Here is a 19,288-nt window from a genome sequence, read left to right on the forward strand (position 1 = left end):
TCAGCCGTACGCCAGGCTCAGCGCCAGGTAGCAGGCGAAAGTGGACAGGACGTAGTAGGCGGCGGAGGCGGCCGGCCAGCGCGGGGCGCGCGCCCGGAAGAAGCGCCAGCCGGCCCGGGCGGGCAACAGCAGCGGCAGCAGGGCCAGCGGCGCCAGCAGTGCCTCCGGGCGGGCCTGCGTGACCAGCAGCAGCACCGACAGCACCGGGGCGGCGAGCGCCACGGCGACCGTGCCGCCGAGGCCGAGGGTGCTGACGTAGCTGCGCTCGCCCGGCCTGAGCCGGCGGGTGATCTTCTTGGCGAACTCCAGGTGGACGGTGACCAGCACGGTGATCACGATGGCCAGCACTCCCCCGCGGCCGGCGCCCTGCCCGGTGTCGCCGAGGTAGCGGGTGTACAGGTAGACGTGCAGCAGCAGTTGGGCGGGGAAGCTGATCAGGAGGCTGAGCAGCAGCCGGTCGCCCGGGGGCCAGGCCAGCGCCCGGTCCACGGCCAGCACCAGGGCGCAGTAGAGGAGTTGCCCGGCGAGCACCGCGAGGGCGGCCGGGCGGCCCGCGTTCAGGGCGAGGACCACGGCCGCGCCCGCGGCGCACAGCACGAGCAGGTCGCGCTCGCGCACGGCGCCGGAGGCCAGCGGCCGCCGGGGGTTGAACGCGCGGTCGTAGGCGAGGTCCCGGATGTCGTCCACGGCGCGCATCAGCAGCAGCGTGACGGTGAGTGTGAGCGCCGCGGTGAGGGTGCCGAGGCCGGGCCGCCAGGCGGGGTGCGCGGGCTGGACGACCGCGAACAGGCCGGAGACGCCGTAGGCCCACAGGAACGCGAACGCCGCGGACGGCAGCGGCGGGTAGCTGCCCGCCACGAAGCGGGCCCAGCGGCTCAGCACGGCCGTGTCCGATCCGACGCGCGGACGCGCACGGGCAGTTCCCACACGCCCCGCATGAACATCCGGTCGCGCCAGCTCAGTTCGGCCGGGTCGACGGCGAGTTCCAGTCCGTCGAGCCGTTCGAGCACGGCGGTGAGTCCCACCTGGAGCTCCACGCGCGCGTGGGCCGCGCCGAGGCACAGGTGGCGGCCGTGTCCGAAGCCGATGTGCGGGTTCGGCGAGCGGTCGGCGCGGAAGACGTCCGGGTCGGGGAAGACGTCCGGGTCGCGGTTGGCCGCGTCGGTGAGCGGGACGACCACCTGGCCGGCGGGCAGCACGCGGCCGGCCAGGCGCACCTCCTCGGTGGTGACGTGCGGCTGGCCGCCGGTGCCGGCGAACCAGACCCAGCGCACCAGTTCCTCCACGGCGGCCGGGACCGCCGAGGGGTCGCGGCGCAGCCGGTCGGCGAGGCCGGGCGTGGTGAGGACGTGCAGCACGCACATGGCGAGGTGGGAGGCGGTGGTCTCGCCGCCCGCCATCATCAGGCCGAAGCCGAAGACGGCGATCTCCTCGTCGCTGAGCCTGGTGTCCGGCGGCGCGGTCAGGAGCTGGGTGAGCAGGTCGTCGCCGGGCCGGCCGGCCTCGACGGCCGCGCGGCGCTCGGCGAGCTGCCCGAAGAAGTAGTCGTACATGACGGAGTGGGCCCGGGCGCCCTCCTCCGGAGTGAAGCGCCCGGCCGACATCATGACGGTGACCTCGGGCAGCAGCCGGTCCAGGTCGGCCACCGGCACGCCGAGCATCTCGCAGATCACCCGGTACGGGAACGGGGTGGTGAACTCGACGATCAGGTCGACGGGGCCGTCGGCGGCGCGCAGCCGGTCCAGGAGCCCGGCGGCGATCTCGGCGATGCGGGGGCGGTCCTCCTCGGCCCTGCGGTGGGTGAAGCGGGCCTGGACCCGGCTGCGGCGCCGGGTGTGGGTGGGCGCGTCGCTGGTGACCAGGGCGAGGGCGCTGGACCTGCGGGCGAACAGGGTGCCGCCGGCCCAGGCCTCGCGGCTGAAGCGGTCGTCGGACAGGACGGTCCTGACGTCCTCGTGGCGGGTCACGAGCAGCGCGTCCCGGCCGTTGCCGAGCCGTACCGGCACCAGCGGTTCCTCGCGGAACCGGGCGAGCCGGCCGGGGTCGAGGCAGATGCCGGGCAGGTCGGGGAAGGGGTAGGCGGGAGGCCGCGGGTCCGGTCCCGCCCCGGTGACGGGGCACCGCAGGGTGGGCGCACCGGTCATCGCAGCCACCCCTCGGCGGGTTCGAGCTCCTGGTCCGGGGCGCCGTGCCAGTACTCGTGGAGGGAGGCGCAGCGGCCGTCGGCGGCGAAGCGGAGCACCAGGCAGCCGGCCGCGTTGCGGGGTGCGCCGGTGGCGGGGTCGTACAGGACGCACCACCACTCCACCGCGGCCCGGCCGCCGGAGACGACGGGCTCGCCGAACCACATACGGGCGTCCCGCTGCCGGGACAGGGTGTTCCGCCAGTGCGCGGCGACGGCCTCGCGGCCGGTGTGCGGGGCGCCGTAGGGGCCCTGGTGGTAGACGGCGTCGTCGGTGAAGAGGGCGGCGACGGCGTCCGCGTCGCGGGCCCGCCAGCCCTCCTTCAGGGCGTCGATCCACCGTTCCACGGCGGTGGTGGCCCCGGGCGCCGGGGCGGCGGTCTGCGGCTGGGTCATGTCCGTTCCTTGTACGGGGAGGGCGTCCCGGTGGCCCAGGACGGGGTGGCGGTGATCTCGACGACGGCGGCGAACAGGGAGACGCCGAAGCTGTTGTTGAGCATCAGCACCCGGTCGCCGGGGCCGACTTCGCGGGTCTCCACGAGGTGGTGGAGGGCGGCGAAGTGGTCGCTGGTGGTCATGTGGCCGAGGGCGCGTCCGAAGTCGAGGACGCCGCGGGCCGGGTCGATGCCGAGGGGTTCGAGGACGGCGCGGATGTACTCGGGGCCGCCGGACAGGACGTGGGTGACGCGGGTGATGTCGCCGGGGGTGAGCCCGGCGTCCTGGATGGCGCGCAGTCCGGTCTCGGTGCGGGCCGCGTCCACGGCCTTGCGGGCCAGGGTGGCGGCGCCGGGGTCGCTGCGGGCGTAGTCGATCATCCGGGCGACCAGGTCGATGCGGCCGGTGCGGGTGCGCCGGGGCGGGAAGAGAGGGCCGCGCGGCCGGTTCATCTCCTCCAGCTCGGGCAGCGAGCCGGAGACGAGGGACAGGACGCGGGCGAAGCCGCCGCGGGTCGACAGCACCACGGCGGTGGCCGCGTCGCCGAGGACGGAGGGGCGTTTCATCCGGGCGCCGCTCTGGTAGCGCCAGCGGTCGACGCGTTCGGTGCCGAAGTTCTCGGCGGCGGTCACCAGGGCGGCCGTGCGGGACGGGTCCGCGCTCAGGTGGCCGTGGGCCAGTTCCATGGCGCCGAGGGCCGCGTTGCAGCCCTGCCGCACCTCCATCGCCGGGACCCGGGTGCCGACCGCGTGCCGGAGCACGTACTGGTGCGGGGTCCACAGTTCGGGTCCCTGTTCGTGCAGCGAGGCGTGCAGCACGAGGGCGATGTCGGCGGCCGGGTGCGCGGAGCGTTCCAGCGCGGTGCGGGCGGCCGCCACCGCCATCTCCGGCGGCGAGACGTTCCCGGCGACGGCGGCGCCGGTCCAGCCGCCGGCCCGCCACTCGGCCTCGGCGTACCGGCCCTCGGCGACCGCCCGTTCGGCCGGGTAGGGCTCGGGCAGGTGGCAGCCGAGGCCGTCGATGAACAGGTTCGTCACGCGCACGGTCCGTCCTCCCCCGGCTCGGTGCCGTCGCCGGGCAGCAGGCGTACGGTGCCGGCGGCGCCGTCGATCTCGATCCAGGCGCCGTCCTCGATGGCCGTCATGGCCTCGCGGACCGCGACGACCGTGGGGACGCCGAGCAGCCGGCCGCTGATGGCGGTGTGCGAGACGAGGCTGCCGCGCTCGACGACGATGCCCTTGGCGGCCATCATCAGGGCGAGCCAGCCGGGGTCGGTCTCCTTGGCGACGAGTATCCGGCCCACGCACGCCTCGGGCGGCACAGCGGTGTCCCGGACGACGAGGGCGCGGCCGCGTGCCGTGCCGCTGCTGGAGGCGATGCCGCGCAGCACGCCGTCCGCGTCGGGTCCGCCGGCCGCGGCGGTGTCCCGGCGGGAGGCCAGCGCGACCGGCACGGGCAGGCCGCCGGGGACGGTGAAGTAGGCGGGCGGGTCGGCGGCGGCCGCGCTCTCGGCGAACCGGGCGGCGCGCCGGCGCACCAGCGCGCGCAGGTCGGTGTCGGGCAGGGTGCCGTCGAAGGCGCCGAGCACCTCCTCGGTCTGGAGGTGGACGACGTCCTCGGCCCGGTCCAGCAGTCCCGCCTCGACGAGCCGCCGGGCGAGCCCGCGCATGACCTCGCGGGAGACGCCGTAGAGCTGGCTGCGGCAGAACCGCGTGTCCTCGCGGGCCTTGACGCTGAACCGCAGGGAGGCCAGCACGGCGCCGAGCGCGGCCCGCTTGAGCGGAGCGGGGCAGGCCTCGCGCAGGGCGTCCCGGGCGGCGTCGCGGGCGGCGGCCTCGTCGGCCTCGTTGGCGGCGACGGTCAGGCCCTGGCCGATGTAGGGGCGCAGCGCGGTGACGATCTGCCAGGGTTCCTGGCGCGGGGTGAGGACCTCCAGTTTCAGGTCGTGCAGCGCGCGGTCGCCGTAGGTCCGCAGGTGCCGGGCGAAGGCGTCGGCTGTACCGCTGCCGTACTTCCCGCCGGTGATCTCCCGCCAGACCTCGGGCGCGGGGCGTTCCAGGACGGCGGCGCGCAGGGCCGGGTGGGCGGCGGCGCGTTCGGCGAGGGCGAGCGCCGAACGGACCGAGGCGAGCGTCCGGTTGGGGCGGCCGCCGCCCATCAGCCGGGGCAGCAGCGCGCGGCCGTCCGGCACCCAGCGCTCCAGCAGGGCGTCGGCGCAGGTAAGGGAGACCAGGGCGAAGTAGCTGGCGACCATGGTGACGCCCCAGCGGTGCTCGGCCTCGGTCCACATGGTGCGGTAGCGGGCGACGAGTTCGTCGGCGGTGCAGTCCTCGAAGGAGGGCCAGCGCGCCATCAGGTCGTCCCACCAGCGCAGGAACTCGCGCAGCCGGCGCGGCTGGGCGGCGTAGGCGCGGGCGAGGCGGGGCGCCGCGCGCAGCACCTGCTTCCAGGCGCGGCGGCGGGCCGCCCGGTCCGGGGCCGTGTCCTGGTCGCGTTCGGTGAGGCCGAGGGAGCGCTGCCACATGGGGCGGATGAGGTCGAAGCCGGGGATCTGACCGTGCAGCGCGAACCAGGCGTCGAGCCGGTAGTAGACCCGCCCGTCGAGGTGCCCGACCATCCGGCTGAGGTGGTGCTGGTTGCGGCGCAGGGAGTCCTCGGGCACGCCGAGCCGCCGGTAGAAGTCGGCGAAGCCGGTCCGGTAGAAGACGCGGGCCTGGGAGTAGGTCAGCGTGGAGGTGACGCCGGGGAAGGACTCGGTGAGGTTGTGGTTGGTCCACGGCACCGGCGGCGCGCTCTCCCCGTGCGGGGTCGCGGCCCGCACCACGGGCCGGGCCTGGACGAGGTGGATCCGGCCGTCGGCGGTGAGGGCGCCCTCGACGTCCTGGGGGCCGCCGAAGAGTTCCTCGGCGCGGGCGGCCAGTTCGCCGATGGCGCGCACCTCGTCGTCGGACAGCACGGGCGGTCCGCCGAGCGCTTCCGGGACGGGCAGCGGCACCGGGCCGGCGTCCGGCCGGGCCGGGTCGAGGCCCACCATCACGGACTTGACGGCGAGTTCGGCGCGTACGGCGCCGGTGGCTCGGTCCACGAAGAAGTGGTCGATGTCGGCCCTCTCCTGCACGATGCCCTCGCCGATGCCGTGCGCCGCGGCCACCACCGCCTGGTCGGTGCCGCCGCGCGGATCGCTGGTGAACATCACGAAGGACCGCACGCCGGGCACCATCCGCTGGACGCCGACCGCGACCCGGACGGCGGTGGCGTCTACGCCGCGCCGCACGCGGTAGAGCACGGCCTCGGGGTTGTAGGCGGAGGCCCAGCAGTCGGCGACGCGGTCCAGGAGGGCGTCCCGGCGGACGTACAGATAGCTGTCGGAGAGGCCGGCGAACGGGTCGTCGGCGCCGTCCTCGCCGCTGCCGTCCGCCTCGGCGGCGACGCAGCCGCGCACGGCCACCAGCCCTTCGGGGCCGGCGAGTTCGTCGAAGCCGGCGAGCACCTGCCGGGCCAGGGCGGGCGGCAGCGGGGTGGCGCGGACCTCGTCGCGGGCCGCGCGCGCCCAGTCGGTCAGCTCCGCCGTACTCGCCCCGGCGCCGGGGAAACCGGCGGGGACCGGCACGCAGGCGGCGTACGCCTCGGCGGTCAGCGCGAAGAATTCGGGGACGGGCAGTCCGGCGTCGCGCATCTCGTGCTGCCGGGAGAACTTGTGGCCCACCAGGGCCGGGTCGGCGAGGGCGGCGTCGTGGGCGCCGGCGAGCAGCGGGCCGCGTCCGGTGGCCGGGCCGGTGCGGGCGAGCGGGGTGGTGGAGGCCATCGTCTACCACACCCCCGGCAGCAGCCGCGCCCGGCCGCCCGCGTATCCCGGGTATCCGGGGACGGCCCACAGCACGCGCTCCTCGACCCGGATCCGCCACACGATGACCGCGGCCAGGGCGAGCAGGAACAGCACGCTGAGCGGGTTGCAGAAGAACGCCACGAACGCGGCGTTGGCCAGCAGCATCCCGGTGTACGCGGGGTGCCGGACGTGCCGGTAGGGGCCGCTGGTGACGATGGTGTGGTCGGAGTAGCGCACCACGTGGTGGGAGTAGAACCGGCCGAGGGTGCGGATGGCGGTCAGGCGCAGCGCGACGGAGGCGGCGAACACCACGGCCGGCACGCTCAGCCACACCGACCAGGCGTGCCAGGGCAGCGGCCACAGCACCGCGGAGACACCGGTGCCGGCCCGGGTCAGGGCGTACGGCAGCAGGGTGCCGTTCTCGGCGGCGGACTGCTTGGGGTGGCGCACGGTGATGCCGGTCTCGGCGAGGATCCACAGCAGGTAGAGGCCCGCGAACAGGGCGGCCTCGGGGTGCGGGCCGGCGGTGTCCGAGGTGAGCAGCAGTGTGATGGCGAGGACGAACAGGGCGCAGGTCAGCGGCAGCAGGGCGCGCAGGACGAGGACGACGAGGCGCTGGTTCATGCCGCCGCCCCGGCGGCGGCGCGGAAGGCCCGGTAGGCCTCGGGGGTCAGGCCCTTGCTGACGTAGACGAGGCTGCCGATCCGGGTGCCCGGTCCGTCGCCCGCGATCAGCTCGAAGGTGAGCCGGGCCTTGTCGTCGGACATGCGGGTCCGCCGCCAGCGCAGCGCCAGCGGGAGCGTGGCGGGCAGGTCGGCCGGCAGGTCGGCGGTGAGCCGCAGCCACAGCATCTGCACTTCCTCCGGCCAGCCGCCGGCCCGGTGCGAGAGCCAGGTGGCGAACTGGCGGCCGGCCTCGACGACCGACTTCACCGAGCGCCGGCCGGGGCGGCGGCTCGCCAGGGTGTGCCCGGCCTCCGGCAGCAGCACCGGAGCGGTGAACACGTCGTCGTCGCACACGGGTTCGCCGAGCATGACGTTCTCCGGGCGGGTGCGGTGCACCAGGAACGCGCGGGCGGGCTCGGCGGCGGGGGCGGCCGGTAAGGCCTCCGGTCCGGGCCGGCCGCCCTCGGGGCCGGCGGTGAGGGTGAACCAGCTGTCCGAGACGACGGTCGGGCCCTGGGTGACGCGCAGGGTGTGGCGGCCGTTCTCGGGCGGTGCCGCGTAGAGCACGAGGCCTGGGGCCAGCTCGGGCATCACCCGGAAGTTGACGACCCATTTCACCCGGGAGCCCGCCGGGACGTCGACGCGGTCGCTGACGGCGTCCGCCATGGCGCACACCAGGAGCATGCCGGGGACGTGGTCCAGCGGGTGGTCGTAGAAGAACGGGTCGCTCTGGTCGACGGTGAGGTCGGTGAGCCAGGGGTCGGCGTCGTGGCCCCGGGCCGCCGGGTGCGGTGCTCCGGCCGGGCCGGTCCGCTGAACGCGTGTCTGGGCTCGGGTCGTTGGCGTGGTCATCCGTCTTCCTCGATTCCTGACTGTGCTTGCCGCTCGGCCCGGCCCGCGGCGCCGGTGCCCGCGCTCGCGGTGGCGGCGCGCCGCCCGGCGCCCGGTCCACCGCGTGGGGCGCGTCCGCGGCGCCGGGCCCGGTGGCCGGCCGCATCGGTGCGGGCCGTCGTCGGCCCGGTGTTCGCGGAAGTCTTGACGAGCCGCCTGACATGCCGCTGACCTCTGCCGATGGCAGTGGCGTCCGGCATGACAGCGTTGTCCGCGCGTCAGCGGCGGGTCAGCGGCCGGGACCACGATCGGTCAACCGTTCACTCTTCGAGGGACCGGACGCCGGCGGCGGCCGGCCGGGACCGGTTCCGTGATCCGGCTGGGGAGGCCTTCGCATGATTCTGGTGACGGGCGCGACCGGTGTGGTGGGCGGCCAGGTGGCGCGGACGCTGTCGGCGGCCGGCCCGGTGCGGGTGTTCTGCCGTGACCCGGCCCGGCTGCCGGCGCTCGGTCCGGGCGGCGAGGTGGCCGTCGGCTCCTACCAGGACCACGGCTCCCTGCGGCGCGCGCTCGCGGGGGTGGACCGGGCGTTCCTGGTCACCCGTGATCCCGGCGGCGACAGCGACGCGCGTTTCCTGCGAGCCGCGGAGGCGGCCGGGGTGCGGCACGTCGTGAAGCTGTCCGCCTACGCGGCCGGCGAGGACGACGCCGACGACCTGATCACGCGCTGGCAGCGGGACTGCGAGGACCTGCTGCGCTCCTGCGGCCTGGAGTGGACGCTGCTGCGCCCGCGCGCGTTCATGTCGAACACGCTGGCGTGGGCGGGCTCGATCCGTACCGAGGGCGTGGTGCACGCCCTGCACCCGGGGGCGCCGAGCGCCTGCGTCGATCCCCGTGACATCGCCGACGTCGCGGTGGCCGCGCTGACCTCGTCCGGACACGAGGGCCGGATCCACCCGCTCACCGGTCCGGAGGCGATCTCGGCCGCGGACCAGACCCGCGAGCTGTCCCGGGTGCTCGGCCGCCCGCTGGTGTGCCGGGAACTGACGACGGAGCAGGCCGCGGCCCGCTGGTCGCGCCGTCATCCGCCGCATGTGGTCGAGGCCCTGCTGCGCGGCGCCGAACGGCGGTCGCGGGGCCGCAAGGCGACGGTGGACGGGTCCGTGTCCCGCCTCACCGGCCGTGCGGCCCGGTCGTACGCGCGGTGGGCGGCGGACCACCGGGAGGCGTTCGGACCGGCGCCCGCCGCGCTTTCCGTGCCCGCCCGGGTCTAGAACCCCCCGTCGCGCCGCCGTCCCGTGTTCCGGCCCCGCCACAGGACGACACCGGCCACCAGCAGCACCGCGCCGGTGCCGCCCGCGAGCGGGCCCGCCCAGCCGGACGTGGCGGCGGCCGCCCTGGCGGTGTCCGGGCCGGGGCCGAAGTACTTCTCCCCGTACGACGCCGGACGCAGACCGCGGGGTTCCAGACGGGCCGCGGCCTTCAGCGCCGCCGCGGGGTCGATCATGCCGAAGCCGCGGGAGTCGTCCCGGCCGCCCACCGGGGCGTCGCGGGCGGTGTCCTCCAGGAGCTTCTTCACCTGGGCCGGGCTCAGCTTCGGATGGGCGGCCTTGATCAGCGCCGCCGCGCCCGAGACGTACGCGGCGGCGGCGGAGGTGCCCCAGCCCTCGTAGTACTTGTGGTCGGGGTCGGCGATCACGACGTTCACGCCGGGCGCGCTGACCGCGGCGTACCAGCGGCGGGTGGAGAAGGAGGCGCGGGTGCCGTAGCGGTCGACGGCGGTGGCGGCGATGACGCCCGGGTACGCGGCCGGGTAGGAGACGTGGTCGCCCTTGGCGCCGCCGTTGCCCGCGGAGGCCACCACCACCACGCCCTTCTTCAGGGCGTACTGCACGGCCTCGTCCTCGCTCGGCTCGGGGTGGGCGGAGTCGGAGTCGTCGCCGAGCGAGAGGTTGATGACGTCGGCGCCGTGGTCGGCGGCCCAGCGGATGCCGTCGGCGAGGGCGTTGCCCCGGGTGGTACGGGCCTTGCCGCGGGCGGAGTCGCCGTCCTCGAGGATGACCCGCACGGGCAGGATCTTCGCCTCGGGGGCGACGCCCATGACGCCGTCGGCGCGTCCGGCGCCGTGACCGTGTCCGGCGATGATGCCGGCCATGGCGGTGCCGTGCCGGGCCCAGTCGCGGTCGCCGGGGCCCGCGCCGAAACCGATCATGTCCTTGGCGTCCAGGACGTTGCCGGCCAGGTCCGGATGGTCGGCCTCGACCCCGGTGTCCAGCACGGCGACGGTGACGCCCCGGCCCTTGGTGGTCTGCCAGGCCTCGGACAGGCGCAGGGCGGACAGGCTCCACTGCTGGGCGCGGATGCCGTCGGCGTGGGCGGCGGCGGACGGCAGCAGGACGAGGGAGCCGGCGAGCAGCAGGCTCACCGCGCTGCCGCGCAGGCGTCGGCCGCGCCGTGCCGGCCGCCTCATGAGGGGCTCTTCGTGGCCGGTCCGGCGGTCTGGCGCAGCCGGCGTTCGACGCGGTCGGCCAGACCCTGCGCCTCCTGGCCGAGGCCGGCCTGGGCGGCTGCCGAGCCGGCGCCGGACCGCACGGCGTCCGCGGCGGGCTGCGGCGAGTCGACCGTACGGCCGTCGGTCCAGCCGGACACCGCGTAGGCGACGACGGGGGCGTCGGTCAGGACGGCGACGGTCCAGGTGGCGCGCTGCTCGTCGCCGAACCGGGCCGCCGCGGTGCCCTTGGCCGCGTACGGCCGGGGCATCAGGTCGGCGCGCCGGTCCAGGTGCTCGTCGCGGAAGCGGGCCGCGAGGGCGGACATGGCGGCGGGGTCGCCCTTGGTGAACAGCAGGCCCACGGTGGTGACATGGCTCTGGGTGGCGTCGGTGTAGGTGGCGCGCAGCAGCCGTCGGCAGCCGACCGGGGCGAGGACCTTGCGCAGCAGCGGGTCGAAGGCGTCGGCGCAGCCGGTGTCGGGGGCGACGGCGATCCGCGTCCAGGTCCGGTCGGCGCCGCCGGGGCCCGCGCCGGTGCCCTGGACGGTGGGCGGGAACAGCCCGTCCACGGGCACGCTGTGCCACAGGGTGCCGGCCGCGCTGAACCCGGTGCCCGCCCTGCCGCCGGAACCGTCGCCGGTGAGCCAGCTCCCGGTCACCGCGCCGCCGATGAGGCCCAGTCCGAGGACCAGGCAGGCGGCGGCAGCGGCGGTGCGGGGCCGCAGCCACGCCGAGGGCCGGGTCCGCTCGCCGTACTCGGGTTCCCCGAACGACACCACGGGCCGGGCCGGGCCGCCCGCGCTCCAGGACAGGACGGGGTCCGGCGACACCGGCGCGGGGCTCGCGGGGTGGGCGGGGCCGCCCGGACGCCACGCGGGCCGGCCGTCACGCGCGCCGGGCCCGGACGACGGCGCCGGGGCCGGCGGGGCCGCGGCGCCCGGGGTCGGGGTGGGCGGTTGCGCGGGAGCGGGCGGCGGCTGGGAGGCCGGGCGGGCGGGAGACGGGGCGGAGGCCGTACGGGAGGCGGCGGGCTGCCCCACGGGGGCCGGGCGGTCCGAGCCGGACGCCGGGACCGGGCCTCCCCGGCCCGGGGCCGTTCCGGAACGGCGCTGCTCCGGCGCCGACGGGACCGGCCGCAGCCGCGTCGTCGTCTCCGGCCCCGACTCAGCGGAGGCTCCCGCCGCCACGCCCGCGGTCCCGGCGCGCGCGGAGGCTCCCGCCGCCGGGCCCGCGGTCCCGGAACGGCGCTGCTCCGGTGCGGGCGGGACGGGCCGCAGCCGGGTCGTCGTCTCCGACGCGGACTCCGCGGGAGCGCCCGGCCGGCGTGACGGGGCCGCCGTGCGCGAAGCGTGCGGCGGGGCGTCGGGGAAGCGGGCGGAGGCGGGCGGCGGAGGCGGACCCGACGGGTCGGTGCCGGCGGGCCCGGCGGCGGAGGGGAAGGCGGGGAAGCGGGGCCCGTCGGCCGCGCTCGCGGCGCCGGACCGCTCACCGCCCTGCCGCGTCTCCTCCGGAGCGCGTCCGACCGGGTGCCGCGCGGCGCGCGGCGCGAAGACCGAGGGCTCCTCGTCGTCGGCGTCGTCCGGCGGGCAGACGGGCGCGGGGGCCACCCCGGGACGACGCCCGCCAGGCCGGCCGGCGGGCTCCCCCGGGCCACCGGCCCGGCCGGTGGCCGCAGGCGCGGACGCGGCCGCGTCGGCGTGGACGCTCCGGCCCAGGCCGGCGCCCGGCGCACCGGCACCCCCGGACGCGGTGCCGCCCCGGCCCGTGGACCCGCTCGCAGTCCAGGACTCGCCGCCCCGGTCACCCGGTCGGGCGGCGGGCGCGGTGCGGACGGGGTCCGCCCCCTGGGCGGCGGTCCCCCGCGGGTCGCCGGTTCGGCCGGTCGCCGCAGGAGCGGACGCGGCCGCGTCGGCGTGGGCGCTCCGGCCCAGGCCGGCGCCCGGCGCACCGGCACCCCCGGACGCGGTGCCGCCCCGGCCCGTGGACCCGCTCGCGGCCCAGGACTCGCCGACGCGGTCACCCGGTCGGGCGGCGGGCGCGGTGCGGACGGGGTCCGCCCCCTGGACGGCGGTCCCCCGCGGGTCGCCGGTTCGGCCGGTCGTCGCAGGCGCGTCGGTGCGGGCGATCCCGCCCAGGGACCCGCTCCCGCTCCAGGACTCGCCGCCCCGGTCACCCGGCCCGGCGGCAGGCGCGGTGCGGACGGGGTCCGCCCCCTGGACGGCGGTCCCCCGCGGGTCGCCGGTTCGGCCGGTCGTCGCAGGGGCGGGCGGGGTCGCTTCGGTGTGGGCGATCCCGCCCATGGACCCGCTCCCGCTCCAGGACTCGCCGCCGCGGCCGCCAGGCCCGGCGGCGGCCTCGCGCGGGGCGGTCGTGCGGGGTTGCGGTGTGTCGGCCGCGGGGGCGCCCGCGCGCGTGCCCTGGGGCGTCGCGGCGGTGTCCGGGGTGTAATCCTGGGGCGCGGTGGCGGGGCGGGGCGGGGTGGCGGGGCGCGGTGGGATCGGGGCGCGGCGCGCTTCCGTGCTCATGCACCCCCCGTTTCCTCGTGCCCGGGCCGTCTTCCGCGAGCGGGCCGCCGCGCTTCTCGGCCGTGCCCGGTGCGAAGCTCCGTCCGGGCACGCATACCCGTACGGCTGGACCGGCATCCCGGTTCAGGCGATGGGGCCGGGAGCGTTCCGCCGTCGTGCGCGTCACTCTACGGGTTGTCCGGGAGAGAACGAGAACCAGTCCACGAGCCCGTGGCATCTGCCCGTATCGTCCCCCTACCCTGCGGTAATCCTGTCTGGCACGCTTCCGTCATGACTGCGCGCGCCGCCGACCGGGCCCGTTACGACCGGGCCACCGCCCATATCGACGCCCCTCTCGCGATCGTGGATCTGGAGGCGTTCGACGCGAACGCGGACGACCTCCTGCGCCGGGCCGGCGGCAAGCCGGTCCGGGTCGCCAGCAAGTCCGTGCGCTGCCGGGCGCTGCTGGAGCGGGTGCTGGCCAGGGACGGTTTCCAGGGCGTCATGTCGTTCACCCTCGCCGAGTCCCTGTGGCTGGCGCGCTCGGGGTTCGACGACGTCCTCCTCGCCTATCCGTCCGCCGACCGGTCGGGTTTCGCGGAGCTGGCCGCCGACCCCAAGCTCGCCGGCGCGGTCACCGTGATGGTGGACGACGTGGCCCAGCTCGACCTGATCGACGCGGCCCGTGAGGGCGGACGTGAAGTGGTGCGCGTCTGCCTGGAGTTGGACACCTCGCTGCGGCTGCTGGGCGGCCGGATGCGGGTCGGGGCCCGGCGCTCGCCGCTGCATTCCCCCGCCCAACTCGCCGAGATGGCAAGGGCGGTGGCCCGGCGGCCGGGCTTCCGGCTGGTGGGGATCATGGCGTACGAGGGCCATGTCGCCGGGGTCGGGGACGCGGTGGCCGGGCGGCCGCTGCGCTCGCGGGCGATCCGGCTGATGCAGGCCGCCGCACGGCGGGAGCTGGCCGAGCGCCGCGCGGCGGTGGTGCGGGCGGTCCGCGCCGTGGCGCCCGGTCTGGAGTTCGTCAACGGCGGCGGGACCGGCAGTGTGCAGCACACCGCCGCCGAGGACGCGGTCACCGAGATCGCGGCCGGTTCGGGGCTCTACCTGCCGCGGCTCTTCGACAACTACACGTCCTTCACCGGGCGTCCGGCGGCGCTGTTCGCACAGCCCGTCGTGCGGCGGCCGGGCGTGGGTGTCGTCACCGTGCTGGGCGGCGGCTATCCGGCCTCGGGCGCCGCAGGCCCGGACCGGCTGCCCGTGCCGTACCTGCCGGAGGGTCTGGCGTACGACCCGCAGGAGGGTCCGGGCGAGGTGCAGACCCCGCTGCTCGGCACGCCCGCCGACGACCTGCTGATCGGCGACAAGGTGTGGTTCCGGCACGCCAAGGCGGGTGAGCTGTGCGAGCGGTTCGACGTGCTGCACCTGGTCGAGGGCGACAGGGTCACGGCCGCCGTGCCCACGTACCGCGGTGAGGGCCACACCTTCCTGTGAGCCGGTGCGCCGCACCCCCGAGCCGGGCCGGCGGGACGCTCAGGGGACGCGGTCGGCCTGGTCCGGCACCACGGAGCCGTCGGCGCGGCGCACCGGTCCGGGCGTGCCGTCGGGCGCGGTCCAGGCGGTGGTCGAGCACGGGTACGGCTCGGTCCGGCGCGGCAGCGGGTCGATGAACATGGGGTTCACCAGCCAGCGCCGGTCGGCGTCGTCGTAGGCCCGGCACATCAGTTCCGGCTTGTCGCGGTCGATGACGAGGTGGGCGCCGGTGGCGTCGCCGACGAAGGTGACGTCGGTGTCGGCGTCGCCGGCCGCGAGGGCGGGCCGGCGCTCCCAGGGCTGCCGCTGCCAGGCGGCGGCGCCCCGCACGCCGTAGATCTCCTGGTTGATCCAGCAGCGCTTGCCGTCGATGTAGGGGATCACCGCTCCCCGGGTCGCGGGGACGCCGCCGCAGCCCTCGGTCCGGGTGGTGATCCGGCCCCGGCGGTCCAGGACCGGGCGGATGGCGAGGGTGTGCGCCGCGTCCACGCCGACGCCCCGTGACCAGACCTCGGTGACGGGTTCGACGCCCGCCGAGACGACGTAGACCCGGAATCCGGCGCGGTGCAGGGTGCGGATGAGATCGCGCATCTGGGCGTAGGGGCGGACGTAGGCGGGGACGGTGTGGGTGCCGAGGACGCGGGTCGCGCCGACCGGGGCGGCCAGGGCCTCGCGGCGGGCGGCGCGGGCGTAGGAGGCGAGTTCGGCGGGGGTACGGCCGGCGAAGAGCTGCGGGACCCAGGCGTACTGCGGGACCGTGCGCCGGTGGTTCCAGCGGCCCGCGAAGGCCGGGGCGCCGCTCATGGTGGTGGCGTGCTCGCGGATCTCGAGGATCTCGTCCGTGCAGCGCGGCCGGTCCGAGGTCCGCAGGGACGTGCCCGCCCCGGTGCCGCAGGCGGCGGCCAGTGCCCGGTCGGCGGCCTCGGTCAGCCAGGCGCTGGTGTCCTTCCAGCGGGCGGGGCGGGGCAGGCGGTCGTGGCGCAGGGCCCAGGAGAGGGTGGCGTCGGTGACGTCGTTCTTGGTGACGGTGTTGTCCCAGTCGAACGCGGCGATCGCGCCGGTGCGGCCGGAGCAGGTGCCGCGGGCGTCGACGACGCGTTGCAGGCGGGCGCGGTTGTCGCCGTGCCAGGAGGTGGTCAGCCGGGGGCAGTCGGGGCGCGCCGTCGGCGCGGTGGGCGCGGCCGCCAGGGCGGCGGCCGCTGCCAGGGTCCACGCGAGAAGTTGTCGCATATGCGCGGAACCTACACCTCTGCCCCTTACAGGGGGGTGACGTACGCGCCCGAGATCCCGCCGTCCACCAGGAAGTCGGTGGCGTTGACGAAGGAGGAGTCGTCGCTGGCCAGGAAGGCGACGGCGGCGGCGATCTCCTCGGCCCGGGCGAACCGCCCGACGGGGATGTGCACCAGGCGGCGCGCGGCGCGCTCCGGGTCCTTCGCGAACAGCTCCCGCAGCAGCGGGGTGTCGACCGGGCCCGGGCACAGGGCGTTGACCCTGACCCCCTCCCGGGCGAACTGCACGCCCAGTTCCCGGGACATCGCGAGCACGCCGCCCTTGGAGGCGGTGTACGAGATCTGCGAGGTGGCCGCCCCCATCCGGGCCACGAAGGAGGCGGTGTTGATGACGGAGCCCCGGCCCTGGCGCCGCATGTACGGGATGGCGGCCTTGCAGCACAGGTAGACGGAGGTGAGGTTGACCTCCTGGACGCGCCTCCAGGCCTCCAGGCCGGTGTCCAGGATGGAGTCGTCGTCGGGCGGGGAGATGCCGGCGTTGTTGAAGGCGACGTCGACGCTGCCGTAGGTGTCGTGGGCGGCGGCGAACAGCGCCTCGACCTGTCCGGGGTCGGTGACGTCGGTCCGGACGAAGAGTCCGCCGGTCTCGTCGGCGGCGGCCTTGCCGGTGACCTCGTCGACGTCGGCGCAGACGACGTGCGCGCCCTCGGAGGCGAGCCGGCGGGCGCTGGCGAGGCCGATGCCGCTGCCCGCCCCGGTGACGACGGCGGTGCGGCCGGCGAGGCGGCGGCAGACGTGTTCTGCGTTCACTGTGCGGAGCCCTCCGTGCTGATGAAGACGTTCTTGGTCTCGGTGAAGGCGGTCAGTGCGCCGGGGCCGAGTTCGCGGCCGAGTCCGGACTGCTTGAAGCCGCCGAACGGGGTCCAGTAGCGGACGCTGGAGTGGGAGTTGACGGACAGGTTGCCCGCCTGGACGGCCCGTGAGACGCGCAGGGCGCGGCCGACGTCCCGGGTCCAGACGGAGCCGGACAGGCCGTAGGGGGTGTCGTTGGCGAGGCGGACCGCGTCCTGCTCGTCGGTGAAGGGCAGCAGGACGGCGACCGGGCCGAAGATCTCCTCGCGGACGGCCGGGGAGCCGGGCCGTTCCCCGGTGAGCACGGTCGGCGGGAACCAGAAGCCGGGGCCGTCGGGCGCGGCGCCGCGCAGGGCCTCGGCGTCCTCGGGGACGTACGACCGTACGCGGTCCAGTTGCCGGCGGGAGATCAGCGGGCCCATCTGCGTCTTCTCGTCGGCCGGGTCGCCCACGACGACGGAGGCCAGCGCGCCGGCGAGGAACTCGCGGGCGCGCTCGTACACCGGTTCCTGGACCAGGATCCGGGTGCGGGCGCAGCAGTCCTGGCCGGCGTTGTCCAGGAAGGAGAAGGGGTCGAGGGCGGCCTCCAGGTCGGCGTCGGCGAAGACGACGTTGGGGCTCTTGCCGCCGAGTTCCAGGGTGACCGGCTTGACCAGCCGGGCGCAGCGCTCCATGACCTCGCGGCCGGTGGCGGTGGAGCCGGTGAACACGATCTTGGCGACGTCCGGGTGGTCCACCAGCGCGCGTCCGGCGGTGTGGCCGTGGCCGGGCAGCACCTGGAACAGGTGCTCGGGAAGGCCCGCCTCCACGGCGAGTTCGGCGAGGCGGAGGGCGGTCAGCGGGGTCGTCTCGGCGGGTTTGAGGACGACGGCGTTGCCCGCGGCGAGCGCCGGGAAGGAGCCCCAGGCCGCGATGGGCATGGGGAAGTTCCAGGGGGCGATCACCCCGACGACGCCGAGGGGTTCGTGGAAGGTGACGTTCCAGCCCCCGGGCGCCGGGATCTGGCTGCCGAGGACGCGTTCGGCGCCGCCCGCCGCGTACAGCAGCAGGTCGCGGGCGTTGCCCGCCTCCCAGCGGGCGTTGCCGAGGGTGTGCCCGGCCTCGCGGACCTCCAGCCGGGCGAGTTCCTCGATGCGGCCGTCGACGGTGTCGGCGAACCGGCGCAGCAGCCGGGCCCGGTCGGCGGGCGGGAGCGCGGCCCACTTCTGCTGGACGCGCGCGGCGCGTGCGACGGCGGCGTCCACGTCCGGCGCGCCGGCGGCGGGGACGGTGGCGACGACCTCTTCGGTGGCGGGGTTGAGGACCTGCAGTTCGTGCGGCTCGGACACGTGAGGACCTTTCACGGGCGTTCGCTTCACAGGCGTTCGAAGGAGCGGCGCAGTTCCCAGTCGGTGACGGCGGCGTCGAAGGCGGCCAGTTCGACCCGGGCCATGTTCCGGTAGTGGGCCACGACCTCGTCGCCGAAGGCGGCCTTGGCCACGGGGCTGTTCTCCCAGAGCTCGGCGGCCTCGCGCAGGGTGGTGGGCACGTGCTCGTAGTCCGCGGTGTAGGCGTTGCCCGGGCAGGGCTCGGGCAGTTGGAGCCGCTGCTCGACGCCGTGCAGACCGGCCGCGACCAGGCCGGCGACGGCGAGGTAGGGGTTCACGTCGCCGCCGGGGAGGCGGTTCTCGAAGCGCAGGGAGCGGCCGTGGCCGACCACGCGCAGCGCGCAGGTGCGGTTGTCGTGGCCCCAGGCGACGGCGGTGGGCGCGAAGGAGCCGGGCTGGAACCGCTTGTAGGAGTTGATGTTGGGGGCGTACAGGAGGGAGAAGTCGCGCAGGGCGGCGAGCTGCCCGGCGAGGAAGTGCCGCATGACGTCGGACATGCCGTCGGGCCCGGCCATGGCGTTGTTCCCCTCGGCGTCGGCGAGCGAGAGGTGGATGTGGCAGGAGTTGCCCTCGCGCTCGTCGTACTTGGCCATGAAGGTGATCGAGACGCCCTCCTGCGCGGCGATCTCCTTGGCGCCGGTCTTGTACAGGGCGTGCTGGTCGCAGGTGACCAGGGCCTCGTCGTAGCGGAAGGCGATCTCGTGCTGCCCGGGGTTGCACTCGCCCTTGGCGGACTCCACGGTCAGGCCGGCGCCCGCCATGTCGTTGCGCAGCCGGCGCAGCAGGGGCTCGACGCGGCCGGTGCCGAGGATGGAGTAGTCGACGTTGTACTGGTTGGCCGGGGTCAGGCCCTGGTAGTTGGCGTCCCAGGCCTGCTCGTAGCTGTCCTTGAAGACGATGAACTCCAGCTCGGTGCCGACCCGCGCGGTGTAGCCCAGCTCGGCGAGCCGGTCGAGCTGGCGGCGCAGGACCTGGCGGGGCGCGGCGACGACCGGGGCGCCGTCGTTCCAGGCGAGGTCGGCGACGAGCAGGGCGGTGCCGGGGTGCCAGGGGACGCGGCGCAGGGTGGCGGGGTCGGGGTGCATGGCGAAGTCGCCGTAGCCGCGGTCCCAGGAGGACATCGCGTAGCCGTCGACCGTGTTCATCTCGGTGTCCACGGCGAGGAGGTAGTTGCAGCCCTCGGTGCCGTGGTGCAGGACCTCGTCGAGGAAGAAGCGGGCGGCGAACCGCTTGCCCTGCAACCGCCCCTGCATGTCGGGGAAGGCCAGGACGACCGTGTCGATCTCACCGCCGGCGACGAGGGCGCGCAGCTCCTCGACGCTCAGTGGGGGTGTGCGGTCTGCCACGGGAGATCCTCCTTCGGCTGTACGGCA

15 protein-coding genes are annotated in these 19,288 nt (G+C 76.1%); 2 read left to right on the plus strand and 13 right to left on the minus strand.

Annotation, left to right across the window (positions count from 1 at the left end; all coding sequences use genetic code 11):
* Genes ACZ7JA_RS26250 through ACZ7JA_RS26280 form a run of 7 tightly spaced genes read right to left on the minus strand, consistent with a single transcriptional unit; the run spans nucleotide 1 to nucleotide 7,960 of the window.
* Nucleotides 1-882 carry a hypothetical protein gene (locus tag ACZ7JA_RS26250; RefSeq protein WP_351664044.1) on the minus strand — a complete coding sequence of 294 codons (882 nt, stop codon included), beginning with the start codon at nucleotides 880-882 and terminating at the stop codon, nucleotides 1-3.
* Nucleotides 876-2,144 carry a cytochrome P450 gene (locus ACZ7JA_RS26255; protein WP_470810706.1) on the minus strand — a complete coding sequence of 423 codons (1,269 nt, stop codon included), beginning with the start codon at nucleotides 2,142-2,144 and terminating at the stop codon, nucleotides 876-878. Before ACZ7JA_RS26255 ends, ACZ7JA_RS26250 begins: the two co-directional genes overlap by 7 nt.
* Nucleotides 2,141-2,578 carry a nuclear transport factor 2 family protein gene (locus tag ACZ7JA_RS26260; protein WP_389304727.1) on the minus strand — a complete coding sequence of 146 codons (438 nt, stop codon included), beginning with the start codon at nucleotides 2,576-2,578 and terminating at the stop codon, nucleotides 2,141-2,143. Before ACZ7JA_RS26260 ends, ACZ7JA_RS26255 begins: the two co-directional genes overlap by 4 nt.
* Nucleotides 2,575-3,660 carry a ketoacyl-ACP synthase III family protein gene (locus ACZ7JA_RS26265; protein WP_351664047.1) on the minus strand — a complete coding sequence of 362 codons (1,086 nt, stop codon included), beginning with the start codon at nucleotides 3,658-3,660 and terminating at the stop codon, nucleotides 2,575-2,577. Before ACZ7JA_RS26265 ends, ACZ7JA_RS26260 begins: the two co-directional genes overlap by 4 nt.
* Nucleotides 3,651-6,422: a PEP/pyruvate-binding domain-containing protein gene (locus ACZ7JA_RS26270; RefSeq protein ID WP_470810708.1), complete on the minus strand. Its 2,772-nt coding sequence runs from the start codon at nucleotides 6,420-6,422 to the stop codon at nucleotides 3,651-3,653. The genes ACZ7JA_RS26265 and ACZ7JA_RS26270 overlap by 10 nt, the downstream gene beginning before the upstream one ends.
* A gap of 3 nt (nucleotides 6,423-6,425) precedes the next feature.
* Nucleotides 6,426-7,067 carry a methyltransferase family protein gene (locus tag ACZ7JA_RS26275; protein ID WP_470810711.1) on the minus strand — a complete coding sequence of 214 codons (642 nt, stop codon included), beginning with the start codon at nucleotides 7,065-7,067 and terminating at the stop codon, nucleotides 6,426-6,428.
* Nucleotides 7,064-7,960 (minus strand): AfsA-related hotdog domain-containing protein, encoded by an 897-nt coding sequence (locus ACZ7JA_RS26280; RefSeq protein ID WP_470810713.1) that lies wholly within the window; start codon nucleotides 7,958-7,960, stop codon nucleotides 7,064-7,066. Before ACZ7JA_RS26280 ends, ACZ7JA_RS26275 begins: the two co-directional genes overlap by 4 nt.
* A gap of 374 nt (nucleotides 7,961-8,334) precedes the next feature.
* On the opposite strand from ACZ7JA_RS26280, the gene ACZ7JA_RS26285 reads away from it, so the two are divergent.
* A complete protein-coding gene (locus ACZ7JA_RS26285) occupies nucleotides 8,335-9,213 on the plus strand; it encodes an SDR family oxidoreductase (RefSeq protein ID WP_470810715.1) in 879 nt (292 codons plus the stop codon).
* On the opposite strand, the gene mycP is transcribed toward ACZ7JA_RS26285, so the two are convergent.
* Nucleotides 9,210-10,409: a type VII secretion-associated serine protease mycosin gene (gene mycP, locus ACZ7JA_RS26290; RefSeq protein ID WP_389304722.1), complete on the minus strand. Its 1,200-nt coding sequence runs from the start codon at nucleotides 10,407-10,409 to the stop codon at nucleotides 9,210-9,212. The genes ACZ7JA_RS26285 and mycP overlap by 4 nt on opposite strands.
* On the minus strand, nucleotides 10,406-12,955 hold the full coding sequence (locus ACZ7JA_RS26295; RefSeq protein ID WP_470810717.1) for a hypothetical protein: 2,550 nt from the start codon (nucleotides 12,953-12,955) through the stop codon (nucleotides 10,406-10,408). The genes mycP and ACZ7JA_RS26295 overlap by 4 nt, the downstream gene beginning before the upstream one ends.
* A gap of 270 nt (nucleotides 12,956-13,225) precedes the next feature.
* Between ACZ7JA_RS26295 and ACZ7JA_RS26300 the strand changes: the two genes are divergently transcribed.
* The gene (locus ACZ7JA_RS26300; RefSeq protein WP_470810719.1) at nucleotides 13,226-14,428 is read left to right on the plus strand and encodes an amino acid deaminase/aldolase; all 1,203 of its coding nucleotides are present in this window, start codon (nucleotides 13,226-13,228) and stop codon (nucleotides 14,426-14,428) included.
* 39 nt (nucleotides 14,429-14,467) lie between these two features.
* On the opposite strand, the gene ACZ7JA_RS26305 is transcribed toward ACZ7JA_RS26300, so the two are convergent.
* The 4 genes from ACZ7JA_RS26305 to ACZ7JA_RS26320 are packed head-to-tail and all read right to left on the minus strand — an operon-like array spanning nucleotide 14,468 to nucleotide 19,261.
* Nucleotides 14,468-15,697 carry an HAD family hydrolase gene (locus ACZ7JA_RS26305; protein WP_470810721.1) on the minus strand — a complete coding sequence of 410 codons (1,230 nt, stop codon included), beginning with the start codon at nucleotides 15,695-15,697 and terminating at the stop codon, nucleotides 14,468-14,470.
* Nucleotides 15,698-15,723: 26 nt separating this feature from the next.
* Entirely contained in the window at nucleotides 15,724-16,506 is a 783-nt protein-coding gene (locus tag ACZ7JA_RS26310; RefSeq protein ID WP_450746868.1) for a 3-oxoacyl-ACP reductase, read from the minus strand.
* Nucleotides 16,503-17,876 carry an aldehyde dehydrogenase family protein gene (locus tag ACZ7JA_RS26315; RefSeq protein ID WP_470810723.1) on the minus strand — a complete coding sequence of 458 codons (1,374 nt, stop codon included), beginning with the start codon at nucleotides 17,874-17,876 and terminating at the stop codon, nucleotides 16,503-16,505. The genes ACZ7JA_RS26310 and ACZ7JA_RS26315 overlap by 4 nt, the downstream gene beginning before the upstream one ends.
* 26 nt (nucleotides 17,877-17,902) lie before the next feature.
* The gene (locus tag ACZ7JA_RS26320) at nucleotides 17,903-19,261 is read right to left on the minus strand and encodes a glutamine synthetase family protein (protein WP_470810725.1); all 1,359 of its coding nucleotides are present in this window, start codon (nucleotides 19,259-19,261) and stop codon (nucleotides 17,903-17,905) included.
* Nucleotides 19,262-19,288 lie beyond the last annotated feature (27 nt).

Source organism: Streptomyces sp. NPDC038135, from assembly GCF_055601245.1.

What these genes read in the sequence shown, in the direction of transcription:
- ACZ7JA_RS26305 (WP_470810721.1), bottom strand. Translation starts at nt 15,697, where the DNA reads ATGCGACAACTTCTCGCGTGGACCCTGGCAGCGGCCGCCGCCCTGGCG.
- ACZ7JA_RS26270 (WP_470810708.1), bottom strand. Translation starts at nt 6,422, where the DNA reads ATGGCCTCCACCACCCCGCTCGCCCGCACCGGCCCGGCCACCGGACGC.
- ACZ7JA_RS26295 (WP_470810717.1), bottom strand. Translation starts at nt 12,955, where the DNA reads ATGAGCACGGAAGCGCGCCGCGCCCCGATCCCACCGCGCCCCGCCACC.
- ACZ7JA_RS26275 (WP_470810711.1), bottom strand. Translation starts at nt 7,067, where the DNA reads ATGAACCAGCGCCTCGTCGTCCTCGTCCTGCGCGCCCTGCTGCCGCTG.
- ACZ7JA_RS26260 (WP_389304727.1), bottom strand. Translation starts at nt 2,578, where the DNA reads ATGACCCAGCCGCAGACCGCCGCCCCGGCGCCCGGGGCCACCACCGCC.
- mycP (WP_389304722.1), bottom strand. Translation starts at nt 10,409, where the DNA reads ATGAGGCGGCCGGCACGGCGCGGCCGACGCCTGCGCGGCAGCGCGGTG.
- ACZ7JA_RS26280 (WP_470810713.1), bottom strand. Translation starts at nt 7,960, where the DNA reads ATGACCACGCCAACGACCCGAGCCCAGACACGCGTTCAGCGGACCGGC.
- ACZ7JA_RS26255 (WP_470810706.1), bottom strand. Translation starts at nt 2,144, where the DNA reads ATGACCGGTGCGCCCACCCTGCGGTGCCCCGTCACCGGGGCGGGACCG.
- ACZ7JA_RS26300 (WP_470810719.1), top strand. Translation starts at nt 13,226, where the DNA reads ATGACTGCGCGCGCCGCCGACCGGGCCCGTTACGACCGGGCCACCGCC.
- ACZ7JA_RS26285 (WP_470810715.1), top strand. Translation starts at nt 8,335, where the DNA reads ATGATTCTGGTGACGGGCGCGACCGGTGTGGTGGGCGGCCAGGTGGCG.